14 protein-coding genes are annotated in these 18668 nt (G+C 74.2%); 9 read left to right on the forward strand and 5 right to left on the reverse strand.

Translation table 11 applies throughout. The features are described 5' to 3' along the window. Nucleotides 1-6 precede the first annotated feature (6 nt). A complete protein-coding gene (locus ACWEPF_RS29355) occupies nucleotides 7-516 on the forward strand; it encodes a universal stress protein (RefSeq protein WP_449798608.1) in 510 nt (169 codons plus the stop codon). An 81-nt stretch (nucleotides 517-597) separates the two neighbouring features. Here the strand turns inward: ACWEPF_RS29355 and ACWEPF_RS29360 are convergent, their stop codons facing one another. From ACWEPF_RS29360 to ACWEPF_RS29375, 4 genes are all read right to left on the reverse strand, one after another. After that, nucleotides 598-1788, reverse strand: a complete 1191-nt coding sequence (locus tag ACWEPF_RS29360; RefSeq protein WP_449798593.1) for an acyl-CoA dehydrogenase family protein — start codon at nucleotides 1786-1788, stop codon at nucleotides 598-600. A 184-nt stretch (nucleotides 1789-1972) separates the two neighbouring features. After that, nucleotides 1973-2953, reverse strand: coding sequence for a hydroxymethylglutaryl-CoA lyase (locus ACWEPF_RS29365; RefSeq protein WP_452174920.1), 981 nt, complete (start codon nucleotides 2951-2953; stop codon nucleotides 1973-1975). 71 nt (nucleotides 2954-3024) lie between these two features. Beyond that, nucleotides 3025-5274, reverse strand: a complete 2250-nt coding sequence (locus ACWEPF_RS29370) for an ATP-binding protein (protein WP_452174912.1) — start codon at nucleotides 5272-5274, stop codon at nucleotides 3025-3027. A 97-nt stretch (nucleotides 5275-5371) separates the two neighbouring features. Further along, nucleotides 5372-7012, reverse strand: coding sequence for a carboxyl transferase domain-containing protein (locus ACWEPF_RS29375; protein ID WP_452174921.1), 1641 nt, complete (start codon nucleotides 7010-7012; stop codon nucleotides 5372-5374). 221 nt (nucleotides 7013-7233) lie between these two features. Between ACWEPF_RS29375 and ACWEPF_RS29380 the strand changes: the two genes are divergently transcribed. The 4 genes from ACWEPF_RS29380 (at nucleotide 7234) to ACWEPF_RS29395 (ending at nucleotide 13953) form a co-directional block, all read left to right on the forward strand. Continuing rightward, nucleotides 7234-7848 (forward strand): SACE_7040 family transcriptional regulator, encoded by a 615-nt coding sequence (locus tag ACWEPF_RS29380; protein ID WP_345290860.1) that lies wholly within the window; start codon nucleotides 7234-7236, stop codon nucleotides 7846-7848. Between the two features lie 180 nt (nucleotides 7849-8028). Next, a complete protein-coding gene (locus tag ACWEPF_RS29385; RefSeq protein WP_452174913.1) occupies nucleotides 8029-11874 on the forward strand; it encodes an ABC transporter ATP-binding protein in 3846 nt (1281 codons plus the stop codon). 182 nt (nucleotides 11875-12056) lie between these two features. Then, nucleotides 12057-13367 (forward strand): MFS transporter, encoded by a 1311-nt coding sequence (locus ACWEPF_RS29390; protein ID WP_452174914.1) that lies wholly within the window; start codon nucleotides 12057-12059, stop codon nucleotides 13365-13367. Nucleotides 13368-13443: 76 nt separating this feature from the next. Continuing rightward, nucleotides 13444-13953 (forward strand): MarR family winged helix-turn-helix transcriptional regulator, encoded by a 510-nt coding sequence (locus ACWEPF_RS29395; RefSeq protein ID WP_452174915.1) that lies wholly within the window; start codon nucleotides 13444-13446, stop codon nucleotides 13951-13953. A gap of 105 nt (nucleotides 13954-14058) precedes the next feature. Here the strand turns inward: ACWEPF_RS29395 and ACWEPF_RS29400 are convergent, their stop codons facing one another. Then, a complete protein-coding gene (locus tag ACWEPF_RS29400) occupies nucleotides 14059-14949 on the reverse strand; it encodes an ATP-grasp domain-containing protein (RefSeq protein ID WP_452174916.1) in 891 nt (296 codons plus the stop codon). A gap of 80 nt (nucleotides 14950-15029) precedes the next feature. Between ACWEPF_RS29400 and ACWEPF_RS29405 the strand changes: the two genes are divergently transcribed. The 4 genes from ACWEPF_RS29405 to ACWEPF_RS29420 all read left to right on the forward strand — a co-directional run bounded on the left by ACWEPF_RS29405 (nucleotide 15030) and on the right by ACWEPF_RS29420 (nucleotide 18583). After that, the gene (locus tag ACWEPF_RS29405; RefSeq protein WP_345290865.1) at nucleotides 15030-15530 is read left to right on the forward strand and encodes an NUDIX hydrolase; all 501 of its coding nucleotides are present in this window, start codon (nucleotides 15030-15032) and stop codon (nucleotides 15528-15530) included. Between the two features lie 219 nt (nucleotides 15531-15749). Continuing rightward, on the forward strand, nucleotides 15750-16796 hold the full coding sequence (gene trpS, locus ACWEPF_RS29410; protein WP_452174917.1) for a tryptophan--tRNA ligase: 1047 nt from the start codon (nucleotides 15750-15752) through the stop codon (nucleotides 16794-16796). Between the two features lie 91 nt (nucleotides 16797-16887). Further along, nucleotides 16888-17850 carry a S66 peptidase family protein gene (locus ACWEPF_RS29415; RefSeq protein ID WP_452174918.1) on the forward strand — a complete coding sequence of 321 codons (963 nt, stop codon included), beginning with the start codon at nucleotides 16888-16890 and terminating at the stop codon, nucleotides 17848-17850. 10 nt (nucleotides 17851-17860) lie between these two features. Then, nucleotides 17861-18583, forward strand: a complete 723-nt coding sequence (locus ACWEPF_RS29420; protein ID WP_452174919.1) for a nucleoside/nucleotide kinase family protein — start codon at nucleotides 17861-17863, stop codon at nucleotides 18581-18583. The last annotated feature ends 85 nt before the right edge of the window (nucleotides 18584-18668 follow it).

The raw sequence follows: 18668 nt of genomic DNA on the forward strand, positions 1-18668 counted from the left end.
GGAACGATCGCGGGCGGTACCGGTGCGGCAGGAGCCGTTCCGGGGAGGGCCGGTGGGGCGGAGCTCGCGGCTCAGCCCGCGCGGACCTGTGACCCGGTCTTCCAGCACGGTGTGGTGGTCGGCTTCGACGGCTCGCTCTCCAGCGAACGCGCGCTCGCGTACGCGGTCGGCATGGCCCGCCGGTCACAGTGCGGACTGGTGATCGTGCACGTCGCCAACCGGCTGCCCGCGACGGTCTGGGCAGGCTGCGAGCCGCCCGTGTTCGTGGACCTGCCCGACCACCGCACGGAGGTCCTCGGCCTGGAGCTGGCGTGCGCGGACTACCTCAACGGGGTGCCGTGGATCCTGGTCGAGCGGGGCGGGGACATCTGCCACGAGATCGAGGAGGTCGGCCGGGAGTACGCCGCCGATGCGATCGTGGTCGGGACCACGCACGGGCTGCTCGGCAAGCTGTTCGGTTCGGTCTCGGGCCGCCTGGCGCGCCGGGCGAACCGGCCCGTGATCGTCATCCCCTGAGCGGGGACGTGGAGTCCGTGTGGACGGATGCCGATGGAGGGGGCGGCCCTGGCGGGCCGCCCCCTCCGGCCGTGCCACGGGTCAGGAGTTGATGCCCAACTCCCTTGCGATCAGCATCCGCTGGACCTCGGAGGTGCCCTCCCCGATCTCCAGGATCTTGCAGTCGCGCCACATGCGGGCGACGGGGTACTCGTTCATGAAGCCGTAGCCGCCGTGGATCTGGGTGGCCTCCCGGGCGTTGTCCACCGCCGCCTCGGACGAGTACAGCTTCGCGATGGCCGCCTCCTTCTTGAACGGCTCGGAGTGCAGCAGCCGGGAGGCGGCGTCCCGCCAGGCCAGGCGGGAGGTGTGCGCGCGCATCTCCATGTCGGCGAGCTTGAACTGGATGACCTGGTTGGCGCCGATCGTCCGCCCGAAGGCGCGGCGGGTGCCGGCGTAAGCGATGGACTGGTCGACGCAGCCCTGGGCCAGGCCGGTGGCCAGGGCGGCGATGGCGATGCGACCCTCGTCGAGGATGCGCAGGAACTGGGCGTAGCCGCGGCCGCGGGTGCCGAGCAGGTTGGCCGCGGGAACTCGGCAGTCGGTGAAGGACAGTTCACGGGTGTCGGATGCGTTCCACCCGACCTTGGAGTACTTGCGGGAGACGGTGAACCCAGGGGTACCGGTGGGAACGATGATGGAGGAGATCTCGCGAGTTGACGAGACGTCAGCCGAGTCTTCACTCGAACGAGCGATCGGTTCCGTCAGCGCGGTCACGGTGACCAGGCCGGTCATCTCGGTGCCGGAGTTGGTGATGAAGCACTTGGTGCCGTTGATCACCCACTCGTCCGTCTCCGCGTCGTAGCGGGCCGTGGTGCGGGTCGCCCCGGCGTCCGAGCCGCCCTCCGGCTCGGTCAGGCCGAAGGCGCCGAGCAGCTCACCCGACGTCAGCCGGGGCAGCCACTCCCGCTTCTGCTCCTCGGTGCCGAAGCGGTAGATCGGCATCGCGCCGAGCGAGACCGCGGCCTCCAGGGTGATCGCCACCGAGGAGTCGACCCGGGCGAGCTCCTCCAGGGCCAGGCCGAGGGCGAAGTAGTCGCCGCCCATGCCGCCGTACTCCTCCGGGAAGGGCAGGCCGAACAGCCCCATCTGGGCCATCTCGCGGACGATCTCGTACGGGAACTCGTTCTGCTCGTAGTAGTCCCCGATCTTCGGGGCCACCACGTCGTTGGCGAACTGCTCGACGGTGCGGCGCAGTTCCTCGTACTCGCGGTCCAAGCGGTGGTCGAGCATGGTGATCCTCCTGGATCGGGGCCGCAGGGCCCGGGAGTTGGGGTCGGTCGGGGCCCGGGCGGCCCGGTGGCGCGCGCCGGGGAAGACGCCGGGCCGGTGCCGGGCCGCTGCCCGGGGTGGGGGAGCGGGAGGGGCCGGCCCCGGGGGAGGGGCCGGCCGTCGAGCGGGTCGGAGGGACCGCGACTCAGGCGGAGGTGATGTCCGCGGAGCCGTCGTCCGTGGCGCCGGCCAGGGCCTGGACGGCCCGGGAGGGGCTCGGCCGGCCGAGCCGGCGCGCCATCCAGGCGCTGGTGGCGACCAGGGAGCGCAGGTCCACGCCGGTCTCGATGCCGAGGCCGTGCAGCATCCAGACCAGGTCCTCGGTCGCGAGGTTCCCGGTGGCGCTCTTGGCGTACGGGCAGCCGCCCAGGCCGCCGGCCGAGGCGTCGACCGTGGTGACGCCGGAGCGCAGCGCGGCGAGGGTGTTGGCCAGGGCCTGGCCGTAGGTGTCGTGGAAGTGGACGGCCAGCCGGTCGGGGCCGACCCCGGCCCGGTCGAACGCCTCGAGCAGCGCGGTGACCTGGCCCGGGGTGGCCACGCCGATGGTGTCGCCGAGGCTGAGCTCGGTGCAGCCGAGCTCCAGCAGCCGGACGCCGAACCCGACGACCTGCTCCTGCGGCACCGGGCCCTCCCAGGGGTCGCCGAAGCACATCGAGAGGTAGCCGCGGGTCGGCACCCCGGCCGCGGCAGCGCGCTCGACCACCGGCTTGAACATCTCCAGGGCCTCCGCCGCCGAGCGGTTGAGGTTGCGCCGGGCGAAGGTCTCGGTGGCGCTGGCGAAGACCGCGACCTCGGTGGCGTGGTGGGCCAGCGCGCGGTCCAGGCCGCGCTCGTTCGGCACCAGCACGGGCAGCCGCAGGCCCGGGTGACGGTCGGTCAGCCCGGCCAGCCGGGGCATCAGTTCCTCGGCGTCGGCAAGCTGCGGAACCCACTTGGGGTGGACGAAGCTGGTGGCCTCGACCCGGCCGAGTCCGGCGGCCGCGAGCCGGGCGATGAACTCGGCCTTCACCGTCACCGGTACGAGTGAACTCTCGTTCTGGAGACCGTCGCGGGGCCCGACCTCGTGGATACTGACCCGACCGGGCAGGCCGGGGGCGGGGGCGACGGCGGGCAGGCCCAGGTCCAGCGCGTCGGGCTCGCGCCCACCCGTGGCGGGGGCGGCCGTCGAGGTGTCGGCGGTGCGGCCGGGCTCCGTGGTCACGACGCCTCCCCGGTGGTGAGGGCGTCCGCCGTGCCGGAGGGCTCGACCACGACCAGCAGTTCGTCCATCGCGACGGTGCTCCCGGCGGCGGCCCGCAGCTCGCTGACGGTGCCGTCGTGCGGAGCGGTGATCACGTGCTCCATCTTCATCGCCTCCAGGACGAGCAGGGGTTGGCCGCGGCGGACCTGCTCGCCCGGCGAGGTCTTCACCACGGTGACGGTGCCGGGCATGGGCGCGGTCAGACCGCCGTGGTGGGCGTCGCCACCGCGGGCCTGGTCGGCCACCGGGTCGTACGGGTGCACGCCCCAGGCGTCGCCGTCCAGGCCGAGCCACTGGACCGTTCCGGCGGCGGTGCTGTCGGTGGTGTGTGCGAAGGTCGTCTGCAGACCGTCGACGGTGAGGTGGAGCCGCTCGGGGGCGAGGGCGGCGCGGACGGTCCTGATCGGGCCGCCGTCGAGAGTGGCGTCCCAGGCGGAGGGCGTGCCCGCGGCGGTGGCGGGCCGGAGCCGCACGGTCACCGGGTCCTGGCCCGGCAGCCGGAGCCGGTGGGCGGTCCAGGCGGGGGTGCCGCCGAGCCGCCAGCCGGAGGCCTCGGCGAACGGGTCGGTCCAGCCCTCGTCGGAGACCGCCGGGGCGAGGCCCAACTGGCGTGCCAGCGCGGCCGCGTGGAAGAGCGGTTCGGCGGGGGAGCGGTCCGGCTGCGGGGCGGCCGGGGTGGTGACGCCGTCGGATCCGTCGGTGGCCTCGGAGGCGTCCGAGCCTCCGAGAGGGCCTGAGCCGGCCGGAGCGGCCGAGAAGGAGGAGGCCAGCAGCTCCGGCGCCCGTTCCACCGTGCGCTCGACCAGCCCGGTGTCCAACCGTCCGGCCACCACGTCCGGGTGGGCCAGCAGCCGTCGCAGGAAGCCGGCGTTGGTGGTGACGCCGAGCACCCGGGTCTCGGCCAGGGCCGCCCGCAGACGGCGCAGGGCAGTCGCCCGGTCCGGCCCGTAGGCGATCACCTTGGCCAGCATCGGGTCGTACAGGCTGCCGACCTCGGTGCCCCGCTGGATGCCGGAGTCCACCCGGACGCCCTCGCCCTGCGGGTCCTCCAGCAGCAGGACCTGACCGCCCGTCGGCAGGAAGTCGCGCTCGGGGTCCTCGGCGCAGATCCGGGCCTCGATCGCGTGGCCCAGGAAGGAGATGTCCGACTGATCGAACGTCAGCCGCTCACCGGAGGCGACCCGCACCTGCCACTCGACCAGGTCCAGCCGCGCCGGGGCCGGGGTGTCGGCCCCCACCGCGATCGCCAGCTCGGTGACGGGGTGCTCGACCTGGAGCCGGGTGTTCATCTCCATGAAGAAGAAGTCCATGACGCCCTCGGGCGCGGGCCCGTCGGGGTCCAGACCGGGGACGATGAACTCGACCGTGCCGGCCCCCGTGTAACCGCAGGCCTCGGCCGCGCGGACGGCCGCCAGGCCCATCGCCGCCCGGGTCTCCGGGTTCAGCAGGACGGAGGGAGCCTCCTCGATCAGCTTCTGGTGCCGGCGCTGCAGGCTGCACTCGCGCTCGCCGAGGTGCACCGTCCGGCCGTGGGTGTCGGCCAGGACCTGCACCTCGATGTGGCGCGGCCGGTCGACCCAGCGCTCCAGCAGCAGGGTGTCGTCGCCGAAGGCGGTCCGGGCGATCCGGCGGGCGGCTGCCAGCTCGGTGGCCAGGTCGGCCGGGTCGCGGACCAGCCGCATGCCCTTGCCGCCGCCGCCGGCCGAGGGCTTGAGCAGCACGGGGTAGCCGATCTCGGCTGCGGCGGCGGTGAGTTCGGCGTCGCTCGGGGCCCCGTCGCCGCGCCCGACGCTGCCGGGGACCACGGGCACCCCGGCGGCCCGGACGGCCTCCTTGGCGTTGATCTTGTCGCCCATCAGCTCCACCGCACCGGGCGGCGGGCCGATGAAGACGACACCGGCCTCGGAGCAGGCCCGGGCGAAGGCCGGGTTCTCCGCGAGGAAGCCGTAGCCGGGGTGGATCGCCTGGGCCCCGGTCCGGCGGGCGGCCGCCAGGATCAGGTCGCCCCGCAGGTAGGTCTCGGTGGCCGAGCTGTCGCTGTGCCCCTCCGGGCCGAGCCGGACGGCCAGGTCGGCCTCCCGGACGTGTGGCGCGTCGGCGTCCGCGTCGCTGAACACCGCCACCGAGCGCACGCCGAGGCGGCGGAGCGTGCGGATCACCCGGACCGCGATCTCGCCTCGGTTGGCGACCAGAACTGTGTCGAACATGGGAGGCGTTCCTCCGGGTCGTGAGCGGGGGTCGTGAGCGGGTCGGAAGAGCGGCGGTCGGGGGCGCCGGACGGGTCCGGCGCCCCCCGACGGCGCGTCACATGCGGAAGACGCCGTACGGCCGGGCCGGGGCGAGCGGGGCGTTGGCGCAGGCGGTCAGGGCCAGGCCGAGCGCGGCCCGGGTGTCCATCGGGTCGATCACGCCGTCGTCCCAGAGCCGGGCGGTCGAGTAGTAGGCGTTGCCCTGCCGCTCGTACTGCTCGCGGACCGGCCGCTTGAACTCCTCCTCGGCCTCGCCGGGCCACTCCTCGCCCTGCGCCTCCAACTGGTCGCGGCGCACGGTGGCCAGCACCGAGGCGGCCTGCTCGCCGCCCATCACCGAGATCTTCGCGCCCGGCCACATCCACAGGAAGCGAGGGGAGTAGGCCCGCCCGCACATCGAGTAGTTCCCGGCGCCGTACGAGCCGCCGATCACCACGGTCAGCTTGGGAACCCGGGTGCAGGCCACGGCCGTGACCATCTTGGCGCCGTGCTTGGCGATGCCGCCGGCCTCGTACTGGCGCCCGACCATGAAGCCGGTGATGTTCTGCAGGAAGAGCAGCGGGATGCCGCGCTGGTCGCAGAGCTCGATGAAGTGCGCGCCCTTGAGGGCGGACTCGGCGAACAGCACGCCGTTGTTGGCGACGATGCCGACCGGGTGGCCGTGGATGTGGGCGAAGCCGGTGACCAGGGTGGTCCCGTACTCCGCCTTGAACTCGGCGAAGCGGCTGCCGTCCACCAGACGGGCGATCACCTCGCGGACGTCGTACGGCGTGCGCGGGTCCACCGGCACCGCGCCGTACAGCCCGGCCGGGTCGACGGCGGGGGGCTCGACCGGGGTGAGCGGCCAGGGCTTGGCGGCGCGCGGGCCGAGGCCCGAGACGATGGTCCGCACGATGGACAGCGCGTGGGCGTCGTCCTCGGCCAGATGGTCCGTCACGCCCGAGGTGCGGGAGTGCAGTTCGCCGCCGCCCAGCTCCTCGGCGGTGACGACCTCGCCGGTCGCGGCCTTCACCAGGGGCGGGCCGCCGAGGAAGATGGTGCCCTGGTTCCGGACGATCACGGCCTGGTCGCTCATCGCCGGGACGTACGCGCCGCCGGCCGTGCAGGAGCCGAGCACCGCCGCGATCTGCGGGATGCCCGAGGCCGACAGCCGGGCCTGGTTGTAGAAGATCCGGCCGAAGTGGTCGCGGTCCGGGAAGACCTCGTCCTGCATCGGGAGGAAGGCGCCGCCGGAGTCCACCAGGTAGACGCAGGGGAGCTGGTTCTCCAGCGCCACCTCCTGCGCCCGCAGGTGCTTCTTCACCGTCATCGGGTAGTAGGTGCCGCCCTTGACGGTGGCGTCGTTGGCGACCACCACCACCTCGCGCCCGGCGACCCGGCCGATCCCGGCGATCACGCCGGCCGCCGGTGCGGCGCCGTCGTAGAGGCCGTCCGCCGCGAGCGGGGCGAGCTCCAGGAAGGGGGAGCCCGGGTCGAGCAGGGTGTCCACCCGCTCGCGCGGCAGCAGCTTGCCGCGCGCGGTGTGCCGGGCGCGGGCCTTGGCGCCACCGCCCTCGGCCGCCGCCGCGAGCTTCGTGCGCAGCTCGGCGACCAGCGCCTGGTGCGCGGCGGTGTTCGCCCGGTAGGCGGCCGAGCCCGGGTCGGCCGAGCTCTCCAACCGTGGCGCGGGCGCGGCGGCCGGGTCGAACGTCGGCATCGGACTGCTGCCCCGGCCGGCCTGCGGTGCCCGCAGTCCCTGCGGTCCGTGCAGTCCGGCAGTCGAGAGGACCATCCCCAGAGCTCCCTTGCCCTCGGAGAGCGGACGGGCCGGGCCGACGGTGCGGGTGAGCCCGGGACCCGGAGCCGCCCCAAGTTAATGAGCGTTAACTCCTGGGCTCAGGTTAACCACGGATAACCCCACTGTCTACGATGGGTGTCATGTCGAAGGCCCCCGAAGCCCCCGTAGTCCCGCGCCGGGACCAGATCCGCCGCGAGGCGGCCCGGCTGTTCGCCGCCCGGGGCTTCCTCGGCGTCGGGGTGGACGAGATCGGCAAGGCGGTGGGCATCAGCGGCCCCGCGCTCTACCGCCACTTCTCCGGCAAGGACGCGATGCTCGCCGATCTCCTGATCGGCATCAGCGAGCGACTGCTGGAGGAGGGCCGCCGCCGGGCGGGTGAGGCCGCTACGCCGGACGGCGCCCTGGACGCCCTGATCGACGGCCACGTCGAGTTCGCCCTCGACGACCGCGACCTGATCACCCTGCACGACCGGGAGCTGCTGCACCTCAAGGAGGAGGACCGCCGCAAGGTCCGCCGCCTCCAGCGCTCCTACGTCGAGCTCTGGGTGGACACCGTCCGGCGCACCCATCCGGCGCTGGCCGAGCCGGCCGCCGAGCCGACCGCCCGCACCGTGGTGCACGCCGTCTTCGGCCTGCTCAACTCCACCCCGCACAGCGCCGACCGCACCGGCCTGTCCCGCACGGCCACGGCCGCGCTGCTGCACGGCCTGGCCCAGGGGGCCTTCACGGCCGCGGCCGAGCAGTCGGCCCACTGACCTAGGTCCAACGGCGGTCCGCACGGAGTACGTCCGACCGGTCCGCCGCGCCGCGCCGGGGGGCGATGCTGGTCGGGCCGGGCGTGTCGGGAAGCAGTCCGGGGTCCGGGCTGTTCGCATCGACGTGCCCGCCGGATAAGCACTGGGGGGCGAGCGATGAAATGGTTAGTATCCCTAAATATGCGTGAGACTCACGGATCTGCATCCGAAGACCAGGTGAACGAACCGGCGGCGCTCCGGTCGTCCGGCTGGCTGCGCTGCCTGTCGGGCTACAGCTGGCGCCACCGGCGCGGCGTGCTGCTCGCCTTCGGCGCCTCGCTGGTCGGCATGGCCGTCACCTCCACCGTCCCGCTGATCACCAAGGTGATCATCGACGACGTGATCACCGCGCACAGCCGCCCGCTCACCCCGTGGGCGGTCCTGCTGCTGGTGGCCGCTGCGGTGGTCTTCCTCTGCACCCAGGTCCGCCGGTACTTCGGCGGGCAGCTCGCCATCGACGTCCAGCACGACATGCGGGCCGACCTGTTCCGCTCGCTCACCCGGCTCGACGGGGACCGGCAGGACGAGCTCGACACCGGCCAGGTGGTCGGCCGGGCCACCTCCGACCTCCAGCTGGTCGTCGGCCTGCTCTTCATGCTGCCGATGATGACGGGGAACGTGCTGATGTTCGGCATGTCCCTGGGCGTCATGCTCTGGCTCTCCCCGCCGCTCACCCTGATCGCCCTGCTGATGGGTCCGGCCCTGTGGTGGACCGCCACCCTCAGCCGCAAGCGCCTCTTCCCCGCCACCTGGGCCGCGCAGCAGGAGGCGGCCGCCGTGGCCGGAGTGGTGGACGGCGCGGTCGGCGGCGTCCGGGTGGTCAAGGGCTTCGGCCAGGAGGCCCAGGAGCGGGCCAAGTTGGAGGCCGCCTCCCGCAAGCTGTTCGCGGCCCGGCTCCGCTCCATCCGGCTGAGCAGCCGTTACAACCCGGCCATGCAGGCGGTCCCGGCCCTCGGCCAGGTCGCGGTGCTCGCGCTCGGCGGCTGGCTGGCCGTCAGGGGCGAGGTCAGCCTCGGCACCTTCGTCGCCTTCTCCACCTACCTGGCCCAGCTCACCGGCCCGGTCCGGATGCTCACCATGGTGATCACCGTGGGCCAGCAGGCCAGGGCCGGCGTCGAGCGGGTGCTCGAGCTGGTCGACCTGCGCCCGAAGGTCCAGGAGGCCCCGGACGCCCTCGACCTCACCGCGCTGCCCCGGACGGCGGGGACTCCCGCCATCGAGTTCGACCGCGTCGACTTCTCCTACGGCGGCCGACCGGACACGGACCGGGACCAGGGGCCGGACAGCGGGACCGGCCACGTGCTGTGCGGGCTGAGCTTCCGTCTGGCCGAGGGCGAGACGCTCGCCCTGGTCGGTGCCTCCGGCTCCGGCAAGTCCACCGTCGCGCAGTTGGTGCCGCGCTTCTACGACGCCGCGTCGGGCGCCGTCCGCCTCTACGGACACGACGTCCGCGAGCTGACGGTCGACTCCGTCCGGGCCACCGTCGGCATCGTCCCGGAGGACAGCTTCCTCTTCTCCGAGAGCGTCCGGGACAACATCGCCTACGGCCGCCCCGCCGCCACCGACGAGGAGATCGAGGCCGCCGCCCGGGCGGCGCAGGCGGACGGCTTCATCCGCGAGCTGCCCGAGGGCTACGCCACCAAGGTCGGCGAGCAGGGCCTGACCCTCTCCGGCGGCCAGCGCCAGCGGATCGCGCTCGCCCGGGCCATCCTCAGCGACCCGGCCGTGCTCCTCCTGGACGACGCCACCTCCGCGGTCGACCCGCAGGTCGAGGCCGAGATCCACCAGGCGCTGCACGGCGTCACGGCCGGCCGCACCACCCTCCTGATCGCGCACCGCCGCTCCACCCTCCAACTCGCCGACCGGATCGCCGTGATGGACGCCGGCGGCCTGGTCGACCTCGGCACGCACGAGGAACTCGAGGCCCGATGTCCCCTCTACCGGGCGCTGATCAGCAACCCCGACGAGGTCCTGGACACCCCCCGACCGCCGGCGGCGGAGCCCACCCCGGCCATCCTCACGAAGGCCGTCGAGGCCACCGAGGCCACCGAGGCCGATCCGAGGAAGAAGGCGGGGGCCAAGGCGGCCAAGGCGGAGAAGAAGCCCGGAGCCGACCCCGAGCTGCTCGCCAAGGTCGCCGCGCTGCCCCCCGCCACCGACACCCCCGCGATCCCGGTGGAGCAGGCCGAGGCCGGTGACCCGGACTTCAACCTGCGCCGGATGCTCGCCCCGTTCCGCCGCCCGCTCCTGCTCGCCCTGCTGCTGGTCGCGCTGGACGCGGCCGCCGGTCTCAGCCTGCCGGTCCTGATCCGGCACGGCATCGACGACGGCGTCAGCAAGGCCGCGATGTCCGGGGTGGCGGTCGCCTCGCTCGCCGCGCTGGCGATCGTGCTGCTCGACTGGCTGGTGCAGAGCACCGAGACCAAGGTCAGCGGCCGCACCGGCGAGCGGATGCTCTACAGCCTGCGGCTGAAGATCTTCGCCCACCTCAACCGGCTCGGCCTGGACTACTACGAGCGCGAGTTGTCCGGCCGGATCATGACCAGGATGACCACCGACGTCGACTCGATCAGCTCCTTCCTGCAGACCGGCGTGGTCACCGCCGTGGTCAGCCTGCTGACCTTCTTCGGCATCTTCGCCGCACTGCTGGTGATCGACGCCGGCCTGGCCCTGGTGGTGTTCGCCGTGCTGCCGCTGCTGGCGGTCGCCACCTGGATCTTCCGGCGCAGGTCCAGCACCCAGTACCAGCGCTCCCGCGAGCTGATCAGCACGGTCAACGCCGAGCTGCAGGAGAACGTCGCGGGCATGCGGATCGTCCAGGCGTTCCGCCGGCAGACCGTCAACACCGAGCGCTTCGAGGCCAGCGGCCTCGCCTACCGGGACTCGCGCAACCGCGCGCAGTTCTACATCTCGCTGTACTTCCCGTTCGTGCAGTTCCTCTCCGGCACCGCCGCCGCGCTGGTGCTGATCGTGGGTGCGGCCCGGGTCGAGTCGGGCACCCTGACCATCGGCGCGCTGGTCGCGTACCTGCTCTACATCGACCTCTTCTTCGCCCCGGTCAACCAGCTCTCGCAGATCTTCGACGGCTACCAGCAGGCCGCCGTCGGCCTCGGCCGGATCCGCGAGCTGCTGCGCACCCCGACCAGCACCCCGCCGGCCGAGGACCCGGTGCCGGTCGGCAAGCTGCGCGGCGAGATCACCTTCCAGGACGTCAGCTTCGCCTACAGCGGCGCCGCCGAGGGCCGGCCGGACGTGCTCAGCGGCATCGACCTGCACATCCCCGCCGGGCAGACCGTGGCGCTGGTGGGCGAGACCGGCGCGGGCAAGTCCACGCTGGTCAAGCTGGTGGCGCGGTTCTACGACGTGACCGGCGGCCGGGTGCTGGTGGACGGCACCGACGTGTCCGCGTACGACCTGGCCGAGTACCGGCACCGGCTCGGCGTGGTCCCGCAGGAGGCGTACCTGTTCGCAGGCACGGTGCGCGAGGCCATCGCGTACGGGCGGCCCGACGCCACCGCCGCCGAGGTGGAGGCGGCGGCCGAGGCGGTCGGCGCGCACCGGATGATCACCGGCCTCTCCGACGGCTACGACCACAAGGTCACCTCCCGGGGCCGCAACCTCTCGGCGGGCCAGCGCCAGCTGATAGCCCTGGCCCGCGCCGAACTGGTCGACCCGGACGTCCTGTTGCTGGACGAGGCCACCGCCGCGCTCGACCTGGCCACCGAGGCCGCGGTCAACCGCGCCGCCGACCGGCTGGCCGGCGGCCGCACCACCCTGGTCATCGCCCACCGCCTGACCACCGCCGAGCGGGCCGACCGCGTGGTCGTCCTGGACCGCGGCCGAGTGGTGGAGGACGGCACCCACGACTCCCTGCTGGCCCTCGACGGTGCCTACGCCCGGCTGTGGCGGGCCTTCGTCGCCGAGCACCACGGGCACGCGGAGCGCCTGGACGAGGAGCTGGACGAGCAGGAGAAGGAGCGGGTCTAGGGCAGGGAGCAAGGGCCGTTCGATCACGGAGGGATCTCGGGCGGGCCGCAACTGTGCAGCTCGGCGGTTGCGGGACGGTTCTGACGGGCCGTCATCCGGGTGCGGCCTGGTAGACAGGGCGGGCGACCGCGCGAGAGGCCGGGAGCACCACCCCGGTCCGCCCTGGTCGAGAGGCCACGCCCATGGTTCCGCGCGCCCGCGAGGCACGGTCCACCGCCGCCCGCCCCTCCGTCGGCGGGGCACGGTCCACCGCCGATCATCCCGCCTCCCGGGCGGCGACCACCGCGCTGGTGGTGCTGTTCTCGGCCGGGTACCTGCCCGCCTACCTGCTGCCGACCGTGGTCGGCCGGCTGGTCGGCTCCTTCGGACTGACCACCCCTCAGGCCGGGGCGGTGGGCAGCGCGCTGCTGCTCGCCTCCGCCTCGGCGGGGCTTCTGCTGGCCGGTCGGGTGCGACGCCTCGGCCCGGTCCGGCTGGCCCGGACCGGGACCGGCCTGCTGGCCGTCGGCGGCACCGCAGCCGCGCTCTCCGACCACCTGCCGCTGCTGATCGCCGGCTGCCTGCTCACCGGCCTCGGCGCGGGCACCGCGACGGCGGTGGCCTCTACGGGCATCGCCGCCACCGCCGACCCGCAGCGCGGTTCGGCGCTGGGGCTGCTGACCACCTCCGCCGTGGCCGCGGCGCTCTTCCTGGCGCTGCCCCGGCTCGGCGGCGGGCACGGGCTGCCGTTCGCGGCCGTCGCCGGGTGGGCACTGGTGGCCGCGCTGACCACGGGCCGTCTGACGGTCGGTCCGCTGACGGAGGGTCCGACCGCCTCGCGCAGGTCGTCCGGGGGCGCGCTGCCCCGGAAGGCGGTGGGCTGCGTACTGGCCGGCGGAATGCTGCTCTGGTCGATGGGGCAGAACGCCCTCTGGGGCGTGAGCGGTCAGATCGGCACCGCCCGGGTCGGTCTGGACGAGCGGACCCTCGGCCTGGTCTTCGCCGCCGCGCTCGGCGGCGGCCTGCTCGGGGTGACGGCGGCGAGCGCGGTGGGCTCCCGCTTCGGGCGGGCGCTGCCGATCGGGGCCGGCACCGCGGTGATCGCGCTCTGCATGGTGCTGGCGGGCGGCGCCGGATCGGTGCTGCCGTTCGCCGTCGGCGAGGTGCTCTGGAACACCTGCTACCCGCTGGTGCTCAGTCACCTGATCGCGCTGGCCGCCGGATTGGACCGGGCCGGCCGCTGGGCCGTGCTGGCCGGGGCGGGCTCCTCGCTCGGAGTGGCGGCCGGGCCGGTGGTCGGCGCCACCCTGGCCGCCGCCGCCGGTTACCCGGGCATGGGGCTGGCGCTCGCCGGCCTGCTCGCGGCGGTGGGCGTCCCGCTGGTGCTGGTCGCCCGGCGGAGCGCGGCGCCGACGGCCGCCCGGGTGTTCGTCCCGGCACAGCGGTCGGCACACCGGCCGTCGGCACACCGGCCGTCGGCGGTCCGGGCGGAGACGGTCGCCGCCGGACACTGACCGGGTGCCCGGATTCCGTTGACGCAGACGGTAGTTCGTACCCCGGTGGCAGTGTCGCCGGTGCTAGCCTGGCCGGATGGCCAAGACCTCCTCGGGTGGGCGCCCGGACCTGGTCAGCACTCTGGTGCGGTCCGCCTTCCTGGTGAACGAGGTGTACGCCGAGTCCGCCCGCGGGCTCGGCCTGACCCCGCAGCAGGGGCAGTTGCTCTGCGTCCTCATGGCCCGGCCGCACGGGATGGGCGAACTGGGCGGGGTGCTCGGCCTGGCCCGGTCCAGCCTGACCGGGCTGGTGGACCGGACCTCGCAGCGCGGGCTGGTCCGCCGGGAGCCGGGCCCGGGCGACGCCCGGGCCGTCCGGGTCGCGCTCACGCCCGAGGGCACCGGACTCGCCGAGCTCTTCTACGCCGAGGCCCGCCGCCGGATCGACGCTCTGGCGGGCGGGATCGGCGAAGCCGGCCGGGAGGCGCTCGCGGAGCTCCTCGACCGCGTGGTGGAGCAGAACGGCGCGCCCGTGGTCTTCCTGGCCCGCGGCCACCGCCCGCCCGCGGACCGGACCCCCGCCGTTCGGGCCCGTCACCCCGGCTGAGCCACCGTCAGCACCTGGACACGCCTCGGCCCGCTCCCGCCCGGGGCGTCCGCCTGCGTTCCCGGCCGAAGCGTCCGCCGACGTCCCCGGTCCTGCCCGGCCCGGTCAGCCGCCGGTGCGGGACAGCAGTGCCGTCAGCAGCCGCCCCAGGTCCGCCCCGCGCGGCAGCTCGCTGACCTGTCCGTCACCCACCTCCACCACCCGCCAGGACCCGTCCGCCTCCGACTGGGCCAGGTCGGTGGTGACGAAGCGGCAGCCGAGCGAGCGCACCAGCGGCTGCACCCCACCGAGCTCCGGCCGGACCACCGCGTCCGGCCGGTCCGGATGCGGGCCGACCAGCACCGGATCGCCGTCCAGCCACCACACCCGGGCCTCCACCGCCCGGCCGTCCGCGCCCCGCCGGTACTCCTCGAACCGCCGCAGCACCACGCCCCCGGCCAGGAACTCGCCCTGGAGCTCCTCGAACCGCCGCACCACCCGCAGCAGCCCGGCCGTGTCGGCCAGCTCCGGCACGTAGCAGGCCTCGTCCCACTCGTGCTTGCGCGACTTCACGTAGTCCTTCACCACGGCCGGCCCGCGCCCGCCCAACCGCCGCGCCGCCTCCGCCAGCGCGGCCTCGCCGACCGCGCCGCCACGGCCCGGCCCGCTCGGCAGCCACACGCTCTCCGGCGTCGAGCCCTCGAAGACCGGGTACCAGCCCGGCAGTTCATGGGCGTCGGCGTACGAGGCACCGCTGGTCATCAGTGGTCGCCCGCGTGCGGCGAGCGCCTCCGCGAGCTCGGTGTACCGGGCCGTCGGGACCATCCACCCCCGGTACCACAGCGGACCGCCGCCCGCCGGGACCGCTCGGACCGCCTCCCGGACGTCCCCCGCCAGCAGCGCGTCATGGTCCAACAGGACGGTGCCGCCGCCGAGTTCGGTGACCCGCCGGGCCTCCAGCAGGAAGTGCGGATCGGGGCGGCGGGGGGTCAGCGGATCGACGGGGAAGAGGATCATTCGCTCAGGTTAGGGCCGGAGGCGGGCGGCGCAACGGAAATGCCCTGGTCGCCGTCGGAGCCGTCTGCCAGGGTGACCCGATGCGAACCCCACGACGAGCGGCACGGACCGCCGTACTGGAGCCGGGCGGCGCGGTCTTCCTGCTTCGCTCCGACAACAGCGAGGTCGGCGTGCACTGGACCATGCCGGGCGGCGGCATCGAGGCGGGTGAGTCCCCGGCCACCGGAGCCCGCCGCGAGCTCTGGGAGGAGACCGGCTGGACCGACCTGGCCCCGGGCCCGCTGCTCTGCACCTGGGAGCACGACTTCACCTGGCACGGCATCCCGGTCCGCCAGCACGAGCACGTCTACCTCAGCCGTGGCCCCCGGCGCGGGCTGGTCGGCGACGTCAGCGCGGTGCACGCGACCGACCGCATCCTCGACTCCCGCTGGTGGTCCCCGGAGGACCTGGCCGACCCGGCCGCCGACGCCCTCTGGCCCCCGCAACTGCCCGAGCTGCTGGCCGCGGTCCGCGAGGACTGGCTGGCCGGTCGGGGCACGGTGGTCCCGGTCGACCTCGGGTACGTGCCCAACGCGCGGTGAGGGCGGGCCGCGAGGAGAAAGTCCCTGTCCCGGGCAGGCGCCCGGCGGCTACCCTGGCGGACATGAAGCTTCAGCCGTGCCTCAGCTGGTGGCCGTCCTAGGACGGCCACCCCGCACGCATGACCGCAGGGCCGTCCGCAAGGGCGGCCCTGCGGCGTGTCCGCACACGGCGGCTCCCGGCGGACGGTCCGACCCACCGTCACCTCCCAGGAGCCACCGATGCAGACCACCACCTCCGCCACCCCGGCCGTCGGCCACACCACTCTCGACGAGGTCCTCCGCCACCCCGAGGGCCACCGCATCCTCACCGGCGACCGCCCCACCGGCCCGCTCCACCTCGGCCACTACTTCGGCACCCTCAAGAACCGCGTCGACCTCCAGGCCGCCGGCGTCGAACTCCTCCTGGTGGTCGCCGACTACCAGACCCTCACCGACCGGGACCGGGCCGACCGCCCCGCCGAGGCCGCCGAGGACCTGGTGCTCGACTACCTCGCCGCCGGTGTCGACCCGACCCGGGCCACGGTCTTCACGCACAGCTCCGTCCCCGCCCTGAACCAGCTGATGCTCCCCTTCCTCAGCCTGGTCAGCGTCGCCGAGCTCAGCCGCAACCCCACCGTCAAGGACGAGATCGCGCACTCCAGCCAGGCCGCCGTCAGCGGACTGATGTTCACCTATCCCGTGCACCAGGCCGCCGACATCCTCTTCTGCAAGGCCGACCTGGTCCCCGTCGGCCGCGACCAGCTCCCGCACCTGGAGGTCACCCGCACCATCGCCCGCCGCTTCAACGAGCGCTACGCCACCGAGCTCTTCCCCGTCCCCCGGCCACTGCTCTCCGACGCACCGCTGCTCCTCGGCACCGACGGCGGCAAGATGAGCAAGAGCCGCGGCAACGCCATCCCGCTCGGCGCCACCGAGGACCGCACCGCCAAGCTCATCCGCGGCGCCACCACCGACGCCTCACGGCACATCAGCTACGACCCCGAGGCCCGCCCCGGCGTCTCCGGCCTGCTCCGGCTCGCCGCCCTCTGCCAGGACCGCGACCCGGCCGCCGTGGCCGCCGAGATCGGTGACGGCGGAGCGGCCGCCCTCAAGAAGCACGTCACCGAGGCCGTCAACGAGTACCTCCGCCCCATCCGCGCCCGCCGCGCCGAACTCGCCGAGGACCGCACCCTGCTCCGCACCGTCCTCACCGAGGGCGCCGAACGGGCCAACGCCCTCGCCGACGCCACCCTGGCCGAGGTCCGCCACGCGATGGGCATGCGGTAGGACTGGAAGGGACTGCGCGGTGCCGGCCGGGCACCCGTCCGACCGGCACCGCGCCCCTCCCGTCCTCCGTCCCTCCGAGGGGTACCTGACGATGTCTCAGACGACCACCGCCACCGCTGCCGTCGGCACGCCGCGCAGGGGGCGCCGCCTGGTGCCCGGCGACCGGGTCGCCCTGGTGGCCACCAGCGGACCCCTCGAGGCCGACCAGATCGCGGCCGGCACCGCCGTCCTCCGGTCCTGGGGCCTGGAGGTCGTCCCCGGTGCCCACCACCGCGACAACCACCTCGGCTACCTGGCCGGCACCGACGCCGACCGCGCCGCCGACTTCCAGCAGGCCTGGCTCGACCCCACCGTCGCCGCCGTCATCTGCGCCCGCGGCGGCTACGGCGTCCAGCGGATGGTCGACCTGCTCGACTGGGACGCGCTGCGCGCCGCGCCGCCCAAGGCCCTGGTCGGCTTCAGCGACATCACCGTCCTGCACGAGGCCGTCGCCCAGCGCCTCGGCGTCCCCACCCTCTACGGCCCGCTCGGCACCGGCGCCACCTTCATCGCCGACCCGCCCACCGCCAAACACCTGCGCCGCACCCTCTTCGAGCCCGAGACCACCCTGGTCGTCGGCTCCACCGGCACCCCCCTCTTCCCCGGCACCGCCCGCGGCACCACGGCCGGCGGCTGCGCCGCCCTGCTCGCCGCCGAACGCGGCACCCCCACCGCCCGCCCCTCCTTCGCCGGCACCCTCCTCCTGCTGGAGGACGTCGGCGAGCAGCCCTACCAGCTCGACCGCATCCTCACCCAGCTGATCCGCTCCGGCGCCCTGGAGGGCGTGGCCGGGATCGCCCTCGGTTCCTGGGAGGACTGCGGGCCGCTCGACCAGGTCAGGGAGACCATGCGCGACCGGCTCGCCCCGCTGGGCGTCCCGGTGATCTGGGAGTTCGGCTTCGGCCACTGCCCCTCCACCCTCACCGTCCCGCTCGGCCTGCCCGCCACCCTGGACGCCGGAGCCGGCACCCTCACCTTCGACGTGCCGGTCCTCACCGCGCACCCGGCTGAGTAGGGTGCGCCCCATGCCGCTGGACAGCAACGCCGCCGCGACCTCCGCCTCTTCCCCGGCGACCCCCGAGAGCCTGGTCGCCCTCGCCACCCGCCTCCTCGACGGCCACACCGTCCACAAGGGCCGCTCCGTCCTCGGCCTCACCGGTCCGCCCGGCACCGGGAAGTCCACCCTGGCCCTCTACCTGATCACCGAGATCAACCGCACCCACGGCCCCGGTACCGCGGCCTACCTCCCCCTCGACGGCTTCCACCTCGCCAACGCCCAACTCGACCGCCTCGGCCTGCGCCACCGCAAGGGCTCCCCGCCCAGCTTCGACGCCCACGGCTACGTCGCCCTCCTCCGCCGTGTCCACACCGAACGCTTCACCGAGGTCTACGCCCCCGGCTTCGACCGCACCCTCGACGAGGCGGTCGCCGGCCGCCACGCCATCCACCCCCACACCCGCCTGGTCGTCACCGAGGGCAACTACCTCGCCAGCACCGAGCCCCCCTGGTCCGCCGTCCGCCCCCTCCTCCACGAGCTCTGGTACCTCGCGACGCCGGCCTCCGTCCGGGACGAACGCCTGATGCACCGTCATGTCAGCGGCGGCCGCACCCCGGAGGCGGCTCGGGAGTGGATCGAGCGCAACGACGCTCCCAACGGCGCGTACGTGGAGGGGTCGCCGGCCGCCTGCACGCGGGTCCTCGAAGTGGGATGTTTGCCTTCGGAGGGTGACGGGGGTAGTGTTCTCTAGTCGCTCGGCAGGGAGCACCGGACACGCGTTCTGTGTGGACGGTCCCGGGGCGGCCAATCCTTGGAACACCACTTCTGCTCGGAAC

The organism is Kitasatospora sp. NPDC004289, from assembly GCF_053602875.1.